Source organism: Micromonospora sp. WMMD987, assembly GCF_029581435.1.
GTDB classification, from domain to species: domain Bacteria; phylum Actinomycetota; class Actinomycetes; order Mycobacteriales; family Micromonosporaceae; genus Micromonospora; species Micromonospora rifamycinica.
Map to the genome: position 1 here is coordinate 5,030,247 of NZ_CP120861.1, position 16,024 is coordinate 5,046,270.

Below are 16,024 nucleotides of genomic sequence, written 5' to 3' on the forward strand. Positions count from 1 at the left end.
CAGCATAGAGCAGCTCCGGATAATCTCGCCCATCAAGATACTCGACGAACGGGTTATCTCTCCGTCCGCGTTCCCACCGACCAAGAGGGCAGCCGATGTCTCTGTTCACCCGCGTCGCCCGCAGCCGGCTCGCCGCCTGGCTCACCGTGGTCGCCGCGATCGTCGTCGGCGCCGTCGTCTTCGGGCTCCCCAGGCCCGACAACCCCGCCCCCGTCTCCAGCACCGGCCTGTCCGCGCAGTGGCAGTCGACCCAGGTGGAACGCCTCCAGGACCAGCTACCGCAACGCGACGTCCAGCCGGCGATCGTCGTGGTCAGCCGGAACGACGGCGCCGCGCTGACCGACGCCGACCGGGCCGCCGTCACCGACCGGGCCGCCGCGCTGGGCCGGCTCGCCGTCGGCGGCCAGGTCAGCCCGGCCCAGGTCTCCCCGGACGGCACCGTCGCGCTGCTCGCCGTCCCGCTGGACACCGCCGGCGGCCAGCAGGCCGTCGCCGACGAGGTGGCCCAGGTACGCGCCGCGCTCACCGGCCTGCCTGACGGGATCACCGCCGCGGTCACCGGGGCACCCGCGTTCACCGCCGACCTGACCAAGGTCTTCGAGGGCGCCGACGTCACCCTGCTCGCGGTCACCGCCGGCGTGGTCGCCCTGCTGCTGCTGATCACCTACCGCAGCCCGTTCCTGTGGATCGTGCCGCTGATCGTGGTCGCCGCCACCGAACAGCTCACCCTGCGGGCCGTCGACACCATCGTCCCGGCCGTCGGCATCAACCTCCAGGAGGGCGCGGTCACCGGCATCGCCAGCGTGCTGGTCTTCGGTGCCGCCACCGACTACGCCCTGCTGCTCATCGCCCGCTACCGGGAGGAGCTGCGCCGCGACGAGGACCGGTTCGCCGCGATGCGCGCCGCCCTGCGCCGTACCGCCGAACCGATCCTGGCCAGCGGCGGCACCGTCGTGCTCGGCGTACTCACGCTGCTGCTGTCCGAGCAGGAAACCAACCGGGCGCTCGCCGTGGCCTGCGCCACCGGGGTGGTGTTCGCCATGCTCTCGGCACTGTTCGTGCTCCCCGCCGTGCTGGTCGTCTTCGGCCGGGGGCTGTTCTGGCCGTTCGTGCCGAAGGTCGGCGGCGCGGCCCGGGAGGGCCGGCTGTGGGGCCGGCTCGGCGCGGCCGTGGTCCGCCGCCCGGTGCCCGTCGCCGTGCTCGCCACCCTGCTGCTCGCCGGCCTCGCCCTCGGCGGGCTGGGCATTCGCACCGGCCTGTCCGAGACCGAGCAGTTCCGGGTCGAGCCGGAGGCGGTCGCCGGGGCCGAGACCCTGGCCCGCGCCTTCCCCGCCGGCACCACCCAGCCGGTGGCCGTCCTCACCAACCCGGCCGCCGCCGCAGCGGTCACCCGGGCCGCCGCCGCCGTGCCCGGGGTCGCCACCGCCCGACCCGGACCGGCCGGTGGCAGCGTCGCCCAGGTCGACGTGGTGCTGACCGACGAACCGGGCACCCCGGCGTCCGACCGGGCCGTCGAGGCGCTACGCGACGCCGTCGCCGCCGTGCCCGACTCGGCTCCACCCGCCGCCGAGGGCGCCGACCCCGCCGACGGGGCGCTCGTCGGGGGCACCGTCGCCGCGACGTACGACTCCGACGAGGCCAACACCCGCGACCTGTGGCTGATCCTGCCGATCATCCTGGTGCTCGTCCTCGCCGTGCTGGTGGTGCTGCTGCGCGGCCTGCTCGCCCCGCTGCTGCTGGTACTCACCGTGATCGCGTCCTTCTTCGCCAGCCTCGGCGCGGCCTGGCTGCTCTTCGACCACGTGCTGGGCTTCCCCGCGCTGGACAGCGGGGTGCTCCTGCTGGCCTTCGTGTTCCTCGTCGCGCTCGGGGTGGACTACAACATCTTCCTGGTCACCCGGGCCCGGGAGGACGCCCGCCTCGCCGGCACCCGGGACGGGATGCTGTCCGCCCTGCGGGTCACCGGCGGGGTGATCACCAGCGCGGGCGTCCTGCTCGCCGCGGTCTTCGCCGTCCTCGGGGTGCTGCCGCTGATCCTGCTGACCCAGATCGGGATCATCGTGTGCCTCGGTGTGCTGCTCGACACGCTGCTGGTCCGCACGGTGCTGGTGCCGGCGCTGGCGTTCGTGCTCGGTGACCGGTTCTGGTGGCCGGGCCGGGTCCACGGCGACGCCTCCCGCCCCTGACCAGCCCTTCAACCGTCACCCTGACCCAGCCCTCGCCCCTTGCCCCGCCCCTGACCCAGCCCCTTGCCCCGCCCCTTGTCCCGCCCTTCAACCGTCACCCTGACCCAGCCCTCGCCCCTTGCCCCGCCCCATCCCGGGGCACCCGCGAGCAAGATCACGCTCGATCCTGGTTGTAGTTGCCTCCGCAGCATCGAACACCACCACAACCTTGTTCGAGGGCGAACATGGGCGGGCCGGGGCGGGGGCACGGGGCGGGCCGGAGTGGGGGGAGAGTCAGGGCTGAGGTGCGGGGATGTGTCCCCGGTCACGGCCCGGCCGGTCGGCGGGAGCAGTGCCGGGACGGGCCTTCCCGGGCCCGCGTACGCTAGGAGACCGACCAGCAGGGTCGACTCCCCCGGCACCGTCAGCGCGACGGTCACCGCGGCCCCGTCCGCGATGACCGTCGCGGCTGGCAGGTGCCCGCCGGCCCACCGGGCCGACGGGACGCCGGTGGGATCGGCAGACCCGCAGCTGGCACGGCCGGAACAGCAGTTCCGGCAGAGATCCGGGCGGTGAGGGGACGACCCCGACGCCTGCCCCGGCAACCGCAGACAGGAGTATGGAGGGTATGCAGCTTCGCACCGACCTCCGCAATGTCGCCATCATCGCCCACGTCGACCACGGCAAAACGACCCTGGTCGACGCCATGTTGCGGCAGGCCGGCGCCTACGGGGCCCGTGGTGAGAACACCGAGCGCGTCATGGACTCGATGGATCTCGAACGGGAAAAGGGCATCACCATCCTGGCCAAGAACACCGGCGTGCGGTACCTGCCGGCGGACGGCTCCGACCCGGTCACCATCAACATCATCGACACCCCCGGTCACGCCGACTTCGGTGGCGAGGTCGAGCGGGGCCTGACCATGGTCGACGGCGTGGTGCTGCTGGTCGACGCCAGCGAGGGCCCGCTGCCGCAGACCCGGTTCGTGCTCCGCAAGGCGCTCAAGGCCCGAATGCCGATCATCCTGGTGATCAACAAGGTGGACCGCCCCGACGCCCGGATCAAGGAGGTCGTGGACGACACCTACGAACTCTTCCTCGACCTGGACGCCGACGAGGAGCAGATCGACTTCCCGATCGTCTACGCCTGCGCCCGCGACGGCATCGCCTCGCTGACCCAGCCCGCCGACGGCTCGGTGCCGGCCGACAGCAGCAGCCTGGAGCCGCTGTTCCGTACCCTGCTGGACACCATCCCGCCGCCCTCCTACGACGAGGACGCCCCGCTCCAGGCGCACGTCACCAACCTGGACGCCTCGCCGTTCCTCGGCCGGTTGGCGCTGTGCCGGGTGCGCCAGGGCACCATCACCAAGGGCCAGACGGTGGCCTGGTGCCGCACCGACGGCAGCACCCAGCGGGTCCGGATCTCCGAGCTGCTGATGACCGAGGGCCTGGAGCGCAAGCCCGCCGAGTCGGCCGGGCCGGGCGACATCATCGCCGTCGCCGGCATCCCCGAGATCATGATCGGCGAGACCCTGGCCGACGCGGAGAACCCGGTCCCGCTGCCGCTGATCACCGTGGACGAGCCGGCCATCTCGATGACCATCGGTACCAACACCTCGCCGCTGGTCGGCCGGGTCAAGGGCGCCAAGGTCACCGCCCGGATGGTCAAGGACCGGCTCGACAAGGAGCTGATCGGCAACGTGTCGCTGCGGGTGCTGCCCACCGAGCGGCCGGACGCCTGGGAGGTGCAGGGTCGTGGTGAGCTGGCCCTGGCCATCCTGGTCGAGCAGATGCGGCGCGAGTCCTACGAGCTGACCGTCGGCAAGCCGCAGGTGGTCACCAGGGAGATCGACGGCAAGACCTGCGAGCCGGTCGAGCGGCTCACCATCGACGCGCCGGAGGAGTACCTGGGTGCGATCACCCAGCTGCTGGCCACCCGCAAGGGCCGGATGGAGCAGCTGGTCAACCACGGCACCGGCTGGATCCGGATGGAGTGGCTGGTGCCGGCACGCGGCCTGATCGGGTTCCGCACCGAGTTCCTCACCGACACCCGGGGCACCGGCATCCTGCACCACGTCTTCGAGTCGTACGAGCCGTGGTTCGGTGAGCTGCGGACCCGCAACAACGGCTCGCTGGTGGCCGACCGCTCCGGCGTGGTCACCCCGTTCGCCATGATCAACCTCCAGGAGCGCGGCCAGCTCTTCGTCGAGCCGACCACCGAGGTGTACGAGGGCATGATCGTCGGGGAGAACTCCCGCTCCGACGACATGGACGTCAACATCACCAAGGAGAAGAAGCTCACCAACATGCGGGCCTCGACCTCCGACGAGACCGAGAAGCTGATCCCGCCGCGCAAGCTCTCCCTGGAGCAGGCGCTGGAGTTCTGCCGCGAGGACGAGTGCGTCGAGGTGACTCCGGTCGCCGTCCGGATCCGCAAGGTGGTGCTGGACCAGACCCAGCGGGGCCGGATGGCCGCCCGCCGCAAGCACGCCAGCTGACCCGTCCCGCTTCACCCACAGCTCCACTCCGCCTCACCTGGAGCCCCGGTCCGCCGCACCCGGACCGGGGCTCCGCCCGTCCCCACCCCGGGGCTCCGCCGGCCGCCCGTCCCCGGGAGCGCAGCCGGCCGCCCGGCATCCTCCCGGGAGCGCAACCGACCGCAAGGCGGAGTCCCAGGAGCGCAACCGATCGCAAGGCGGAGTCCCAGGAGCGCAACCGACCGCAAGGCGGAGTCCCGGGGGCGGCTGGGCCGTCCCGGCGGGTCGGATTCGGCTAGCGTCACGGGCATGACCTGGGATGACCTCGACGCCCGGCTGGACCGGGTGCCCGGCACCGTCTCGGCGTACCTGGGTCGGCTCGACGCGCCGCCCACCTGGACCCGCACCCCCGACGCCACCCACTACGCGGCCAGCACCATGAAGGTCGCGGTGCTGCTGGCCCTGCACCGGGCCGCCGAGGCCGGCACCCTCGCCCTGGACCGCCCGGTCCCGGTGGTCAACGAGTTCACCTCGGCCCGGCCGGGCGCACCCCGGTTCTCCTGCGCCCGGCACTACGACAACGACGACGCGGTCTGGGAACGGCTGGGCGGGCGGGCCACCCCGCGGTGGCTCGCCGACCGCATGATCACCCGGTCCAGCAACCTCGCCACCAACCTGCTCCTCGACCGGGTCGGGCTGCCGGCCGTGGCGCGGGCGTGGCAGCTCGCCGGGGCCCGGCACAGCGTCACCGGCCGGGGCATCGAGGACGCCGCCGCCCGGGAGGCCGGCGTCACCAACCTGGTCACCTGCGCCGACCTGGCGGCACTGCTCGGTGGGCTGGCCGTCGGCGTGCACCGGGCCGGTCCGCTGGCCTCCCCGGCGGGCTGCGCCGCCATGATGGACGTGCTGCTGGACCAGCGGCACCGCGAGGACCTCGCCGCCGGGCTGCCCGCCGGCACCCGGATCGCCCACAAGAACGGTTGGGTACGCGGCGTGCGGCACGGCGTCGGCGTGGTCCTGCCCGACGACGCCCCGGCGTACGTGATCGCGGTGTGCACCACCACCGACCTCGCCGCCTCCCCCGATCCCGACCTCGACGACGCCTGCCGACTGGTCGCCGAGATCTCGGCGACGGCCTGGGCCGCCCGGCACGACCTGACCGGCTGACCCTGCCCGCACCGCCCAGGCCCGCACAGACCCGCACCGCCCAGACCCGCCCCGGCCCGCACCAACCCCGCCCCGCAGCGCCCGGCCAGCACCACCTCGGCCAGCGCGGGCCGGACCGCCACGGCCCGGCCCGCGCGTCGACACCGCACCGGCCGGACCCGGGGCGCGCGACCGGCGTCAGTCCAACAGGTGTGTGCACAGGGCGGCGCGCACCGCGGCGGTCACCCCCAGCCCCTCGGCCAGGTAGGCGTCGAACGACCCGTACACCCGACGCACCTCGTCGTACCCGGCGTCCAGGTACTCGGGTCGGACCTCCAGCACCGCCCGCGCCGTCTCCGCATCCAACTCGGGCCGCTGCCGCAGCATCGCCGCCGTCATCGCCGCGCGTAGCTGCACCGTCAGCTCGTTGTGCCGCAGGTAGTCCGCCCGTACCGTCTCCTCGTCGACGCCGAGGGCGGTGAGCAGCACCACCGCCAGCCACCCGGTGCGGTCCTTGCCGGCCGAACAGTGGAACAGCAGCGGCAGGTTCGCCGGGTCGGCCGCCAACCGGACCGCACGGGCGAAACCCTCGCGGGCCGCCGCCCCGGTGACGAACCAACGGTAGACCGTCGCCATCGCCGCCGCCGCGCCCCGCCGGGCCACCTCGTCGTACCCGGCGAGGTCGTGGCCGTGCAGCACGGCCGAGAGGTACGTGAACTCCGGACGTGCCGGGTCGAGCACCGGCAGCCGGACCAGGAAGGGGTCGCCGACCAGCCGGTTCGGCGGGGCCAGCGCGGTCTCGGAGTCGTCGCGCAGGTCGACGACGCAGGCCGGGGCGAGCCGGCCCAGCACCGTGAGGTCGTCCTCGGTGAGCCGACCCAGCGCCGACGTGCGGATCAGCCGGCCGACCCGCACCCGCCGCCCGTCGATGGTGGGCAGTCCGCCCAGGTCACGGGCGTTCGGTGCGCCCACCAGCTCCCAGTCCCGCGCGTTCATCGGCCTCCCTCTCCGGCGCTGTCGTGCGTATAGGGTGCCGCACATGACGATCGCCGCGGTACGCACCCACCGGCTGTCCGCGCCGCTGCACACCCCCTTCGTCACCGCGCTGCGCCGGACCACGACGGTGCGGACCCTGGTGGTGGAGGTGACCGACACCGACGGACGGTCCGGCTACGGCGAGGCGCCGCAGGTGTGGCAGGTCACCGGGGCGTCGGTGGCCGGGGCGGAGGCGTGCGTCCGCGACCTGCTCGCCCCGGCGGTGGTCGGCCGGGACGCCGACGACGTGCTGGCCCGCTGCGCGGAGATGGAGGCGACGGTGGCCGGCAACGAGGCGGCCCGGTCCGCGTTGGACGTCGCCCTGCACGACCTGGCGGCACGGCGGCTCGGCGTACCGCTGGTGCGGTTTCTCGGGGGTGGGACGCTGCGGCTCCCGACGGACGTCACGCTGGCCGCCGGGGACGCTGGGCAGCTCGCGGCGGCCGCCCGGCAGCGGCGGGCCGAGGGGTTCGACGTGCTGAAGCTGAAGGTCGGCACGGATGCGGCCGGGGACCTGGAACGGGTCCGCGCGGTCCGGGAGGCCGTCGGCCCGCAGGTCCGGATCCGGTTGGACGCCAACCAGGGGTGGACGCCGCGCGAGGCGGTCCGGGTGATCCGGGGCGTGCAGGACGCCGGGCTCGACGTGGAACTGGTCGAGCAGCCGGTGGCCCGCTGGGACCTCGACGGCATGGCCTGGGTCGGCGACCGGGTGGACGTGCCGATCCTGGCCGACGAGGCGGTGTTCGGGGTGCGGGACCTGGTCGAGGTGATCCGCCGTCGGGCCGCCGACCTGGTCAACGTCAAGCTCGCCAAGTGCGGTGGCCTGCGACCCGCGCGGACCCTGCTGGAACTCGCCCGCGCGCACGGGATGGGCACCCTGGTCGGGTCCATGATGGAGAGTGAGGTCGGGGTCGGCGCGGCGGCCAGCCTGGCCGCCGCCTACCGGACCAGCGCGGTGTCCGACCTGGACGCCGCCTGGTGGCTGGCCTCGTCGCCGGTGCACGGCGGGCTGCGGTACGAGGGCGCCACGGTGGTGCTGCCGGACGTCCCGGGGCTCGGCATCAGCGCGGTAACCGAAACAAAAGTTCAGGACCGGATGTGATGGCGGCAAATTTCTTCTCTATCGTCCGGTAGGCACCGACACGTGAGCCGGAGGTCGACGTGGAGTTGGAGCCGGGTCGTGAGGCCCTGGTACGGGTAGCGGTCGCCACCCTCTGGACGGATCCGGGGGCCACCCGGCCGGTCGACCGGCCGGCGTTGGCGGTGCCGTCGGCCACCGACCGCTGGATCACCGGCATGGACGCCGCCCAGCGGGTCGGCGACTGTGTGCTCAGCCAGCTGCTGCTCGGCGAGCGGGTGCTGGTCACCGCGGTGCTCCCCGGCGGCTGGGCCGAGGTGGTGGCGGTGGAACAGGCCGCCCCCCGCCGCGACCCGCGTGGCTACCCCGGGTGGCTGCCCACCGTGCAGCTCGCCCCGGCCCCGCCGACCCGCGACCGGAGCACACCGGACGGCGATCCGCCCGCACCGCTGGTCGTGGACGCGGTGAGTACCGACCTACGCACCGCACCGGGCGGCCCGGTGGCCCTGCCCGGGGTCGTCCTCGGCACCCGGCTCGTCCCCCTGGGTCCGGCCGTCGGCGGGTGGCGGCCGGTCCGGGTGCCCGGTCGCCCCGACCCGCTGTGGGTGCCCGAGGCGCACGTCGCCGGCCTCCCGGCCGTCGCGCCGTCGGCCGGCGACGTGTTGGCCGTCGCCGCCCGGCTCCGGGACGTCGCGTACGTCTGGGGCGGGCTCTCCGGGCACGGGATCGACTGTTCCGGCCTGGTCCACCTGGCCTGGCGGCGCTTCGGCGTGCCGCTGCCCCGGGACGCCGACGACCAGGCGGCGGCCACCACACCCGTGCCGGCCGGCGAGGAACGCCCCGGCGACCTCTACTTCTTCGCCCGACCCGGGCGGAGCATCCACCACGTGGGTCTGGTGACCGCCGGCAGCGGACCCCGGATGCTGCACGCCTGCTACCGGCAGCAGCGGGTGCTGGCCGAGTCACTGCCGCCCGACCGGATCGCCACCCTGGTCGGCGCGCACCGGGTCTGACCGGGCAGGGGCGTCGCCGGACCCGGCGACGCCCCTGCCGGGCCACGGTCAGCGGTGGACGTCGACCAGCTCGCGGCGTCGGTCCCGGGCCGACTTGACCAGGCTGGCCACCGTCGCCACGGCGAGACACCCGACGATGACCGTCAACGACAGCCAGATCGGGATGTGCGGCGCCCAGCCGATCGGCTCGCCGTCGTTGAGGAACGGCAGGTTGTTGTCGGCCAGCGCCTCCAGCACCAGCTTCACGCCGATGAAGCCGAGCACCACCGCGAGCCCGTAGCTCAGGTAGACCAGCCGGTCGAGCAGCCCACCGACCAGGAAGTAGAGCTGCCGCAGGCCCATCAGCGCGAACACGTTCGCGGTGAAGACCAGGTAGGGCTCCTGGGTGATCCCGAAGATCGCCGGGATCGAGTCCAGCGCGAAGATCAGGTCGGTGGTGCCGATCGCGATCATCACCACCAGCATCGGCGTGAACAACCGCCGGCCGGCCTGGTAGGTGGTGAGCTTCGCGCCGTCGTAGTCCCGCGAGATCGGCAGCGCCTTACGGCTCCACCGGATCAGCACGTTCTCCTTGAACTCGTCCTCCTCCGGCTCACCCTGGCGGGCCAGGTTGATCGCCGTGTAGATCAGGAACGCGCCGAAGATGTAGAACACCCAGGAGAACTGGGCGAGCAGCGCAGCTCCGGCGGCGATGAAGCCGCCCCGCATGACCAGGGCCAGCACGATGCCGACGAGCAGCACCTTCTGCTGGTATTTCCGGGGCACCCCGAATCGGGCCATGATGATCACGAAGACGAAGAGGTTGTCCACCGAGAGGCTGTACTCGGTCAACCAGCCGGTGTAGAACTGGCCGGCCACGTTGCCGCCCGAGGTGACCCACAGCCCGGCACCGAAGAGCAGCGCCAGACCGACGTAGAAGCTGACCCAGAGGCTCGACTCGCGGACGCTGGGCTCGTGCGGCCGGCGACCGATGATGAAGAGGTCGACGAGGAGCACTGCCGTGAGTGCGACGAGGGTTCCCGCCCACACCATTCCGGACACGTTCAATCCATTCCTCCGGCAGACACGCGGCGTCGGGCACACCGTACGCCGCGTGACGGCGGGGTGGGCGACGACGCACACACTGGTGACTGTCGGAGGTCTCTTCCGCCGGTGACCCGCGAACGGGCCGCCGACCGGCGGAGCCGGGTCGATCGCCGGGGGTGACGCTCGACCGTGCTGACGACTCCGTCGCGGGGGAATACTCCCCTCCTCGGCCGCCATTGTTCACCATCGGGGGCCACGGGCGCATCTCCTGCGGCGGGCATTGCCTACCGCGTCACGTTCCGACATCCGTCTTCCACCGTCGTCACCCGCTCCCCACCTGGACCGTCCGTCCCTTTTCCCGCCACCTGCGTCATCCGACCTTGCTGAACTCCCGGCACTGGTTGCCCGGCGCGCACCCCGCAGGCCGTCCTAGGAGACTAGGGATAACCGGGGGCCGACCTTCCGACCCGGCGGCCTCCCCGCGTCGCCACCCGGCTGTCGACGGCGACGGGTTTACCGCCCGGCGTGCCGACGACCGCCGGGCCATCGGTGGCACGCCCCGCCGTCGGTGACGCCCGCGCCGCCCGTTCGGGACGCGTTCGCGCCCCCGGTCGACGCGGCGGCCCGGTCGACGCGGCGGCCCGGTCGACGCGGCGGCCCGGTCGACGCGGCGGCCCGGTCGACGCGGCGGCCCGGTCGACGCGGCGGCCCGGTCGACGCGGCGGCCCGGTCGACGCGGCGGCCCGGTCCGCGCCCCGTGGGCTCCGGCGCCCCCGGCCGCCGGTGCGGCGATCGCCCCCGGTACCGCGGCGGGGCGGGGTGACGTGGCAGGCTGTCGGACATGGTGCTTGAGGTCGCGCTCATCGACGTACAACCCGGTAACGAGGATGCTTTCGCCGCCGCCTACGCGCAGGCGCACGCCATCATCGTCGCCGTCCAGGGCTGCCGCTCGGTCCGGATGACCCGGGGTATCGAAAGCCCCTCGCGGTTCGTCCTGCTGGTCGAGTGGGACTCGGTGCAGGCCCACGAGCAGAACTTCCGGGGCACCGAGGCGTTCGGCAGGTGGCGGGCGCTGATCGGCCCGTACTTCGCCACCCCGCCCCGGGTCGAGCACTTCGTCGACGTACCGGCCTGAGAAACTGATCCACCCTGGTCGATCCCGACTCGACCGGATCTGTCGTACCCCCGGGTTACCGTGCGGCGCACGCGAGGCACACCGGCCCCGACGCGTTCGGGGGTGCCGGGTCCGGTGGTCCACGCTGGTGGCCACCCCTGCCGACATCGCACCCGCCGCGCGTCGCGCGGTGCGTCGACCCGCGACCGGCCGCCGGAGCCGGGCCTGACAGGGAAGCGCGACCCGCGACCGGCCGCCGGAGCCGGGCCTGACAGGGAAGCGCGACCCGCCACCGGGCACGCGGGTCGGGCCTGACGGTCCGCGTGGCGACCCCGGCACGGGGCGGTGACGGATAATCCGTGGCGGCCGGACCGGCCGGTCCGGTTGACTGGCCCGCATGGCTGGACGGGTGTTCCTGGTGACCGGGGTGAGCCGACGGATCGGCATCGGCGCGGCGATCGCCCGCACCCTCGCCGCCGACGGGCACCGCCTGCTCCTCACCGGCCTGCCCGGCTACGACGACAACCAGCCCTACGGCGGCGACCCGGACGGCGTACCGGCGCTCCTGGCCGAGTTGGGCGAAGCCGCCGACCACGTCACCGCCGACCTGCTCGACCCCGCCGCCCCGGTCGCCCTGGTCGCCGAGGCGGTACGTCGGCACGGCCGGCTCGACGCGGTGGTGGCGGCGCACGCCCACTCCCACCCGACCGGCCTGGGCGAGCTGGAGGTGGACCAGATCGACCGGCACCTGCTGGTGAACGTACGGGCCACCCTGCTGCTGGCCGACGCGTTCAGCGCCGCGTTCACCGCCGGGGCGGGAGGTCGACTGGTGTTCTTCTCCAGCGGCCAGCGACTCGGCCCGATGCCGACCGAGTTGGCCTACGCGGCCAGCAAGGCCGGCGTGGAGAACCTCACCGCCCAGCTCGCGCCCCTGCTCATGCCCCGCGGCATCACCGTCAACTGCCTCAATCCCGGGCCGACCGACACCGGCTACGCCGCACCGGACGTCCACGACGCCGTGGCGGCACGCTTCCCGACCGGGCACTGGGGAACGCCCGAGGACGCGGCGCGGCTGGTCCGGTTCCTCTGTTCGCCGGAGGCGGACTGGATCACCGGTCAGGTCATCGACTCCGAGGGTGGGTTCAACCGCTACGGGTGAGCCCCGGCACGGTCGTCCGCCTGCCGGCCTCCGGATTCCCGGACGCGACGTCACCGGCCTCCTCGTCGGCGGCCCGCTCCTCCCGGGCGGCCTCGTCGTCGGCCGACAGGTCGACGGCCGGGCCGGCGGGCGGACCGGCCGCGAGGTCGGCGGCCCGGCGACAGAACAGCTCCACCGTCTCCGCCGGGCTCAGCGCGGCGGCGGAGAGCCAGCCGGTCATCCGGTCGTACCGACTGACGTCCACGTCGGAGGCCAGCCGGACGTCGGTGGTCATCGCCTCCAGCATCACCGTGCGCGGGTCGGCCGGGTCGGGGAACGAGTAGCACGAGAAGGCGGTCAACGGGTGTGCCCCGCCGGGCGGGACCGCCGTACCGGGCACCACCCGGATCGTCACGTGCGGCAGTTCGGCCATCGCCAGCAACTGGTCCACCTGCTCGCGCCAGACGTCGGCGGGCAGGTCGGCGGGGTCGCAGGCCCGCTCGTCGAGCAGGGCGGTGTACCGCGGCGGATCGGGCCGGCGCAACACCGCCTGCCGGGTGAGCCTGGCCCGCAGATCGGCCTCGACGTCGATGTCCGGATGCAGCAGCCGGCCGGCCGTGATCCGCAGCCGGGCGTAGCCGGGCGCCTGGAGCAGGCCGGGCAGCACCGCCGGCTGGTACTCCACGATGCTCGCCGCACCCGCCTCCAGCTCGGCGTAGGTGCGTTGCCGCTCGCTCATCTCGCCGAGCGCCTTCCACCAGCCGCGACCGGTCGCCGCGTCCCGGGCGATGACGATCAGCGCCTCACGCTGCGGTGACGGGACCTCGTAGACGTCCAGCAGGTCGAGCACGTCGGCCAGGTCGGGCCGGCTCTGCCCCAGCTCGATGCGGGACAGCTTCGATGTGGAGGCCCAGCCCAACCGGGTACACACCTGTTCCAGCGTCAGCGCCTCCCGTCTGCGCAACTGGCGCAGCTCGGCGCCGAGCCGTGCACGTCGAATGACAGGACTCGATGACAATGGCATCCCGGCCTCCCCACGAGGGAGGGTACGCAGGATCATCACCCAGGGCAACTCCTCGCTCGCACGCTGCAATGTGCATCCGAGTCGGATTCGCATCCCGTCCGTTGCCAGGCGGTTCGACCGTAGCCTCCACCCGGCAGCGTACGCCCGGCCGACGCCGTGCCCTCACTTCACCCCGGCGGCGTCCATTCCCCGCAGTTCCTTCTTCAGGTCGGCCACCTCGTCGCGGATCCGGGCGGCCAGCTCGAACTGCAGCTCCCGGGCGGCGGCGAGCATCTGATCGTTGAGTTCCTGGATCAGTTGCGCCAGGTCGGCACGGGCCATCCCTTCCCGCGACGGGGTGTCCGCGGCGCCCCGACCACGGCTACGGGTCTCCTTGACCGGCGCCTTGCCCCGGGAGAGCTGGCGGGCCGCCCCGCCGACCCGGGCGTTCTCGGTGTCCTCCGCCTCGCGGTAGATGTCGTCGAGGATGTCGTGGATCTTCTTACGCAGCGGCTCGGGACTGATCCCGTGCGCCTCGTTGTGCGCGATCTGCTTGGCCCGTCGGCGGTTGGTCTCGTCGATCGCCGCCGCCATCGACGGGGTGATCTTGTCGGCGTACATGTGCACCTGGCCGGAGACGTTACGGGCGGCCCGGCCGATGGTCTGGATCAGCGACCGGCCGCTGCGCAGGAAGCCCTCCTTGTCGGCGTCCAGGATCGCCACCAGGGAGACCTCCGGCAGGTCGAGGCCCTCCCGGAGCAGGTTGATGCCGACCAGCACGTCGTAGTCGCCCTTACGCAGCTCACGCAGCAGCTCCACCCGGCGCAGGGTGTCGACCTCGGAGTGCAGGTAGCGCACCCGGATGCCGTTCTCCAGCAGGTAGTCGGACAGGTCCTCGGCCATCTTCTTGGTCAGCGTGGTGACCAGCACCCGCTCGTCCCGCTCGGTACGCAGCTTGATCTCGTGCATCAGGTCGTCGATCTGACCCCGGGTCGGCTTGATCACGACCTCCGGATCGATCAGACCGGTCGGCCGGATGACCTGCTCGACGAACTCGCCCTGGGCCTGCTCCATCTCCCACGGCCCCGGAGTGGCCGACAGGAAGACCAGCTGCCCGACCCGCTCCAGGAACTCGTCGAAGCGCAGCGGGCGGTTGTCGGCGGCGCTGGGCAGCCGGAAACCGTGGTCGATCAGCATCCGCTTACGTGACGCGTCACCCTCGAACATGCCACCGATCTGCGGGATGGTGACGTGCGACTCGTCGACCACGGTGAGGAAGTCGTCCGGGAAGTAGTCGAGCAGACAGTGCGGCGGGCTGCCGGGCAACCGGCCGTCGATGTGCATGGAGTAGTTCTCGATGCCGGAGCAGAACCCGACCTGGCGCATCATCTCCAGGTCGTAGGTGGTCCGCATGCGCAGCCGCTGGGCCTCCAGCAGCTTGCCCTGCCGTTCCAGCTCGGCCAGCCGCTCGGCCAGCTCGGCCTCGATGTCCCGGGTCGCCCGCTCCATCCGCTCCGGCCCGGCGGCGTAGTGGGTGGCCGGGAAAATCAGCAGGTGGTCGACCTCCTTGACGACGTCACCGGTGAGCGGGTTGAGGTAGTAGAGCTTCTCCACCTCGTCGCCGAACAGCTCGATCCGGACCGCCAGCTCCTCGTACGCCGGGATGATCTCCAGGGTGTCGCCCCGGACCCGGAAGGTGCCCCGCTGGAAGGCCATGTCGTTGCGGGTGTACTGGATGTCGACCAGCCGGCGCAGGAGCTGGTCGCGGTCCAGTTCCTGCCCGACGGTGATCCGCACGGCCCGGTCGAGGTACTCCTCGGGGGTGCCCAGGCCGTAGATGGCCGACACGGTGGCCACCACGATCGTGTCCCGCCGGGTGAGCAGCGACATGGTCGCCTTGTGCCGCAGCCGCTCGACCTCCTCGTTGATCGAGGAGTCCTTCTCGATGTAGGTGTCGGTCTGCGGGATGTAGGCCTCGGGCTGGTAGTAGTCGTAGTAGGAGACGAAGTACTCCACCGAGTTGTGCGGGAGCAGCTCGCTGAACTCCTTGGCGAGCTGGGCGCAGAGCGTCTTGTTGGGGGCGAGCACCAGGGTCGGCCGTTGCAGCCGCTCGACCAGCCACGCCGTGGTGGCGCTCTTGCCGGTGCCGGTGGCGCCGAGCAGCACGGTGTGACGGTCGCCACGCCGCACTCGACGCTCAAGGTCGTCGATGGCTGCCGGCTGGTCGCCGGCCGGCTGGAAATCGCTGACGACCTGGAAACGACCATCGAGCCGGGGAATGTCGAGCGCCATGGTTCCCACGGTACGCCGCGGGTCCGACACTTCACCGCGACCTTCGTCAAGCCTGTGATCAGCTTCGATATTGCCATTGTGGCCCACATCCGGGAGGGCTAGCCTGGACACCGTAGGCCGCTCGCGGCGGCCGACCGCGGCGGAGGCCGGGCCCTCGACAGGCTCCCACCGCCCGGCACCCTGGGGTCGCAGCACCCGGACATCACCGGCGTGCGCATCCCGGCGTGGTCGCGCCCTCGGCGCAGACCGGCCGCCGCGAGCGCCCCTGCCGTCCCCGGCGCACCCCGGTCGCCCCCTAGACCGCCCCGCAGACCCCCACCGCTCAGTCCGGCCGCCGCGAGCGCGTCCACCGCCGCCACGAGCCCGCTCACGCCCCACCACGACACGCCCCCGCCCGGCGGACCACCTGGCGGCTACGGGCTCCACCCGACGGCCACGTGTCACCCCGACGGCCGCCGGCTCCGCCCCGGCAGCCGCGCGTCACCCCGACGGCCGTCGGCGTCACCCGGCTGCCGACCGGCCCGTTCATCCACACGTG

The 16,024-nt window shown here is 72.9% G+C and carries 10 protein-coding genes and 1 pseudogene; 7 read left to right on the plus strand and 4 right to left on the minus strand.

Annotated features, from left to right (window positions below; all coding sequences use genetic code 11):
- Nucleotides 1-95: 95 nt before the first annotated feature.
- The 3 genes from O7612_RS21120 (at nucleotide 96) to O7612_RS21130 (ending at nucleotide 5,808) form a co-directional block, all read left to right on the plus strand.
- Nucleotides 96-2,186: an efflux RND transporter permease subunit gene (locus O7612_RS21120; protein WP_282266815.1), complete on the plus strand. Its 2,091-nt coding sequence runs from the start codon at nucleotides 96-98 to the stop codon at nucleotides 2,184-2,186.
- Between the two features lie 607 nt (nucleotides 2,187-2,793).
- The gene (typA, locus tag O7612_RS21125; protein ID WP_282266817.1) at nucleotides 2,794-4,662 is read left to right on the plus strand and encodes a translational GTPase TypA; all 1,869 of its coding nucleotides are present in this window, start codon (nucleotides 2,794-2,796) and stop codon (nucleotides 4,660-4,662) included.
- Nucleotides 4,663-4,950: 288 nt separating this feature from the next.
- Complete coding sequence (locus tag O7612_RS21130) at nucleotides 4,951-5,808, plus strand: serine hydrolase (RefSeq protein ID WP_282266818.1); 858 nt, start codon at nucleotides 4,951-4,953, stop codon at nucleotides 5,806-5,808.
- A 177-nt stretch (nucleotides 5,809-5,985) separates the two neighbouring features.
- On the opposite strand, the gene O7612_RS21135 is transcribed toward O7612_RS21130, so the two are convergent.
- A complete protein-coding gene (locus O7612_RS21135) occupies nucleotides 5,986-6,783 on the minus strand; it encodes a tyrosine-protein phosphatase (protein ID WP_282266819.1) in 798 nt (265 codons plus the stop codon).
- 43 nt (nucleotides 6,784-6,826) lie between these two features.
- Between O7612_RS21135 and O7612_RS21140 the strand changes: the two genes are divergently transcribed.
- Both O7612_RS21140 and O7612_RS21145 read left to right on the plus strand, forming a co-directional pair.
- Nucleotides 6,827-7,924 carry a dipeptide epimerase gene (locus tag O7612_RS21140; RefSeq protein ID WP_282266821.1) on the plus strand — a complete coding sequence of 366 codons (1,098 nt, stop codon included), beginning with the start codon at nucleotides 6,827-6,829 and terminating at the stop codon, nucleotides 7,922-7,924.
- Between the two features lie 59 nt (nucleotides 7,925-7,983).
- The gene (locus O7612_RS21145) at nucleotides 7,984-8,913 is read left to right on the plus strand and encodes an NlpC/P60 family protein (RefSeq protein ID WP_282266822.1); all 930 of its coding nucleotides are present in this window, start codon (nucleotides 7,984-7,986) and stop codon (nucleotides 8,911-8,913) included.
- 48 nt (nucleotides 8,914-8,961) lie between these two features.
- Here O7612_RS21145 and O7612_RS21150 read toward each other — a convergent pair whose 3' ends face one another.
- Complete coding sequence (locus O7612_RS21150) at nucleotides 8,962-9,960, minus strand: TerC family protein (RefSeq protein ID WP_282266823.1); 999 nt, start codon at nucleotides 9,958-9,960, stop codon at nucleotides 8,962-8,964.
- Between the two features lie 820 nt (nucleotides 9,961-10,780).
- Between O7612_RS21150 and O7612_RS21155 the strand changes: the two genes are divergently transcribed.
- Together O7612_RS21155 and O7612_RS21160 are read left to right on the plus strand one after the other, a co-directional pair.
- Nucleotides 10,781-11,074 carry an antibiotic biosynthesis monooxygenase family protein gene (locus tag O7612_RS21155; protein WP_282266824.1) on the plus strand — a complete coding sequence of 98 codons (294 nt, stop codon included), beginning with the start codon at nucleotides 10,781-10,783 and terminating at the stop codon, nucleotides 11,072-11,074.
- Nucleotides 11,075-11,450: 376 nt separating this feature from the next.
- A complete protein-coding gene (locus tag O7612_RS21160) occupies nucleotides 11,451-12,212 on the plus strand; it encodes an SDR family oxidoreductase (RefSeq protein WP_282266826.1) in 762 nt (253 codons plus the stop codon).
- 175 nt (nucleotides 12,213-12,387) lie between these two features.
- Here O7612_RS21160 and O7612_RS21165 read toward each other — a convergent pair.
- A pseudogene (locus O7612_RS21165) lies at nucleotides 12,388-13,215 on the minus strand (helix-turn-helix transcriptional regulator); the annotation flags it as partial.
- 162 nt (nucleotides 13,216-13,377) lie between these two features.
- Nucleotides 13,378-15,486: an excinuclease ABC subunit UvrB gene (gene uvrB, locus O7612_RS21170; RefSeq protein ID WP_282266830.1), complete on the minus strand. Its 2,109-nt coding sequence runs from the start codon at nucleotides 15,484-15,486 to the stop codon at nucleotides 13,378-13,380.
- Between the last annotated feature and the right edge of the window lie 538 nt (nucleotides 15,487-16,024).

Coding starts and splice junctions, on each gene's coding strand:
- O7612_RS21120 (WP_282266815.1), top strand. CDS start 96: ATGTCTCTGTTCACCCGCGTCGCCCGCAGCCGGCTCGCCGCCTGGCTC.
- typA (WP_282266817.1), top strand. CDS start 2,794: ATGCAGCTTCGCACCGACCTCCGCAATGTCGCCATCATCGCCCACGTC.
- O7612_RS21130 (WP_282266818.1), top strand. CDS start 4,951: ATGACCTGGGATGACCTCGACGCCCGGCTGGACCGGGTGCCCGGCACC.
- O7612_RS21135 (WP_282266819.1), bottom strand. CDS start 6,783: ATGAACGCGCGGGACTGGGAGCTGGTGGGCGCACCGAACGCCCGTGAC.
- O7612_RS21140 (WP_282266821.1), top strand. CDS start 6,827: ATGACGATCGCCGCGGTACGCACCCACCGGCTGTCCGCGCCGCTGCAC.
- O7612_RS21155 (WP_282266824.1), top strand. CDS start 10,781: ATGGTGCTTGAGGTCGCGCTCATCGACGTACAACCCGGTAACGAGGAT.
- O7612_RS21160 (WP_282266826.1), top strand. CDS start 11,451: ATGGCTGGACGGGTGTTCCTGGTGACCGGGGTGAGCCGACGGATCGGC.
- uvrB (WP_282266830.1), bottom strand. CDS start 15,486: ATGGCGCTCGACATTCCCCGGCTCGATGGTCGTTTCCAGGTCGTCAGC.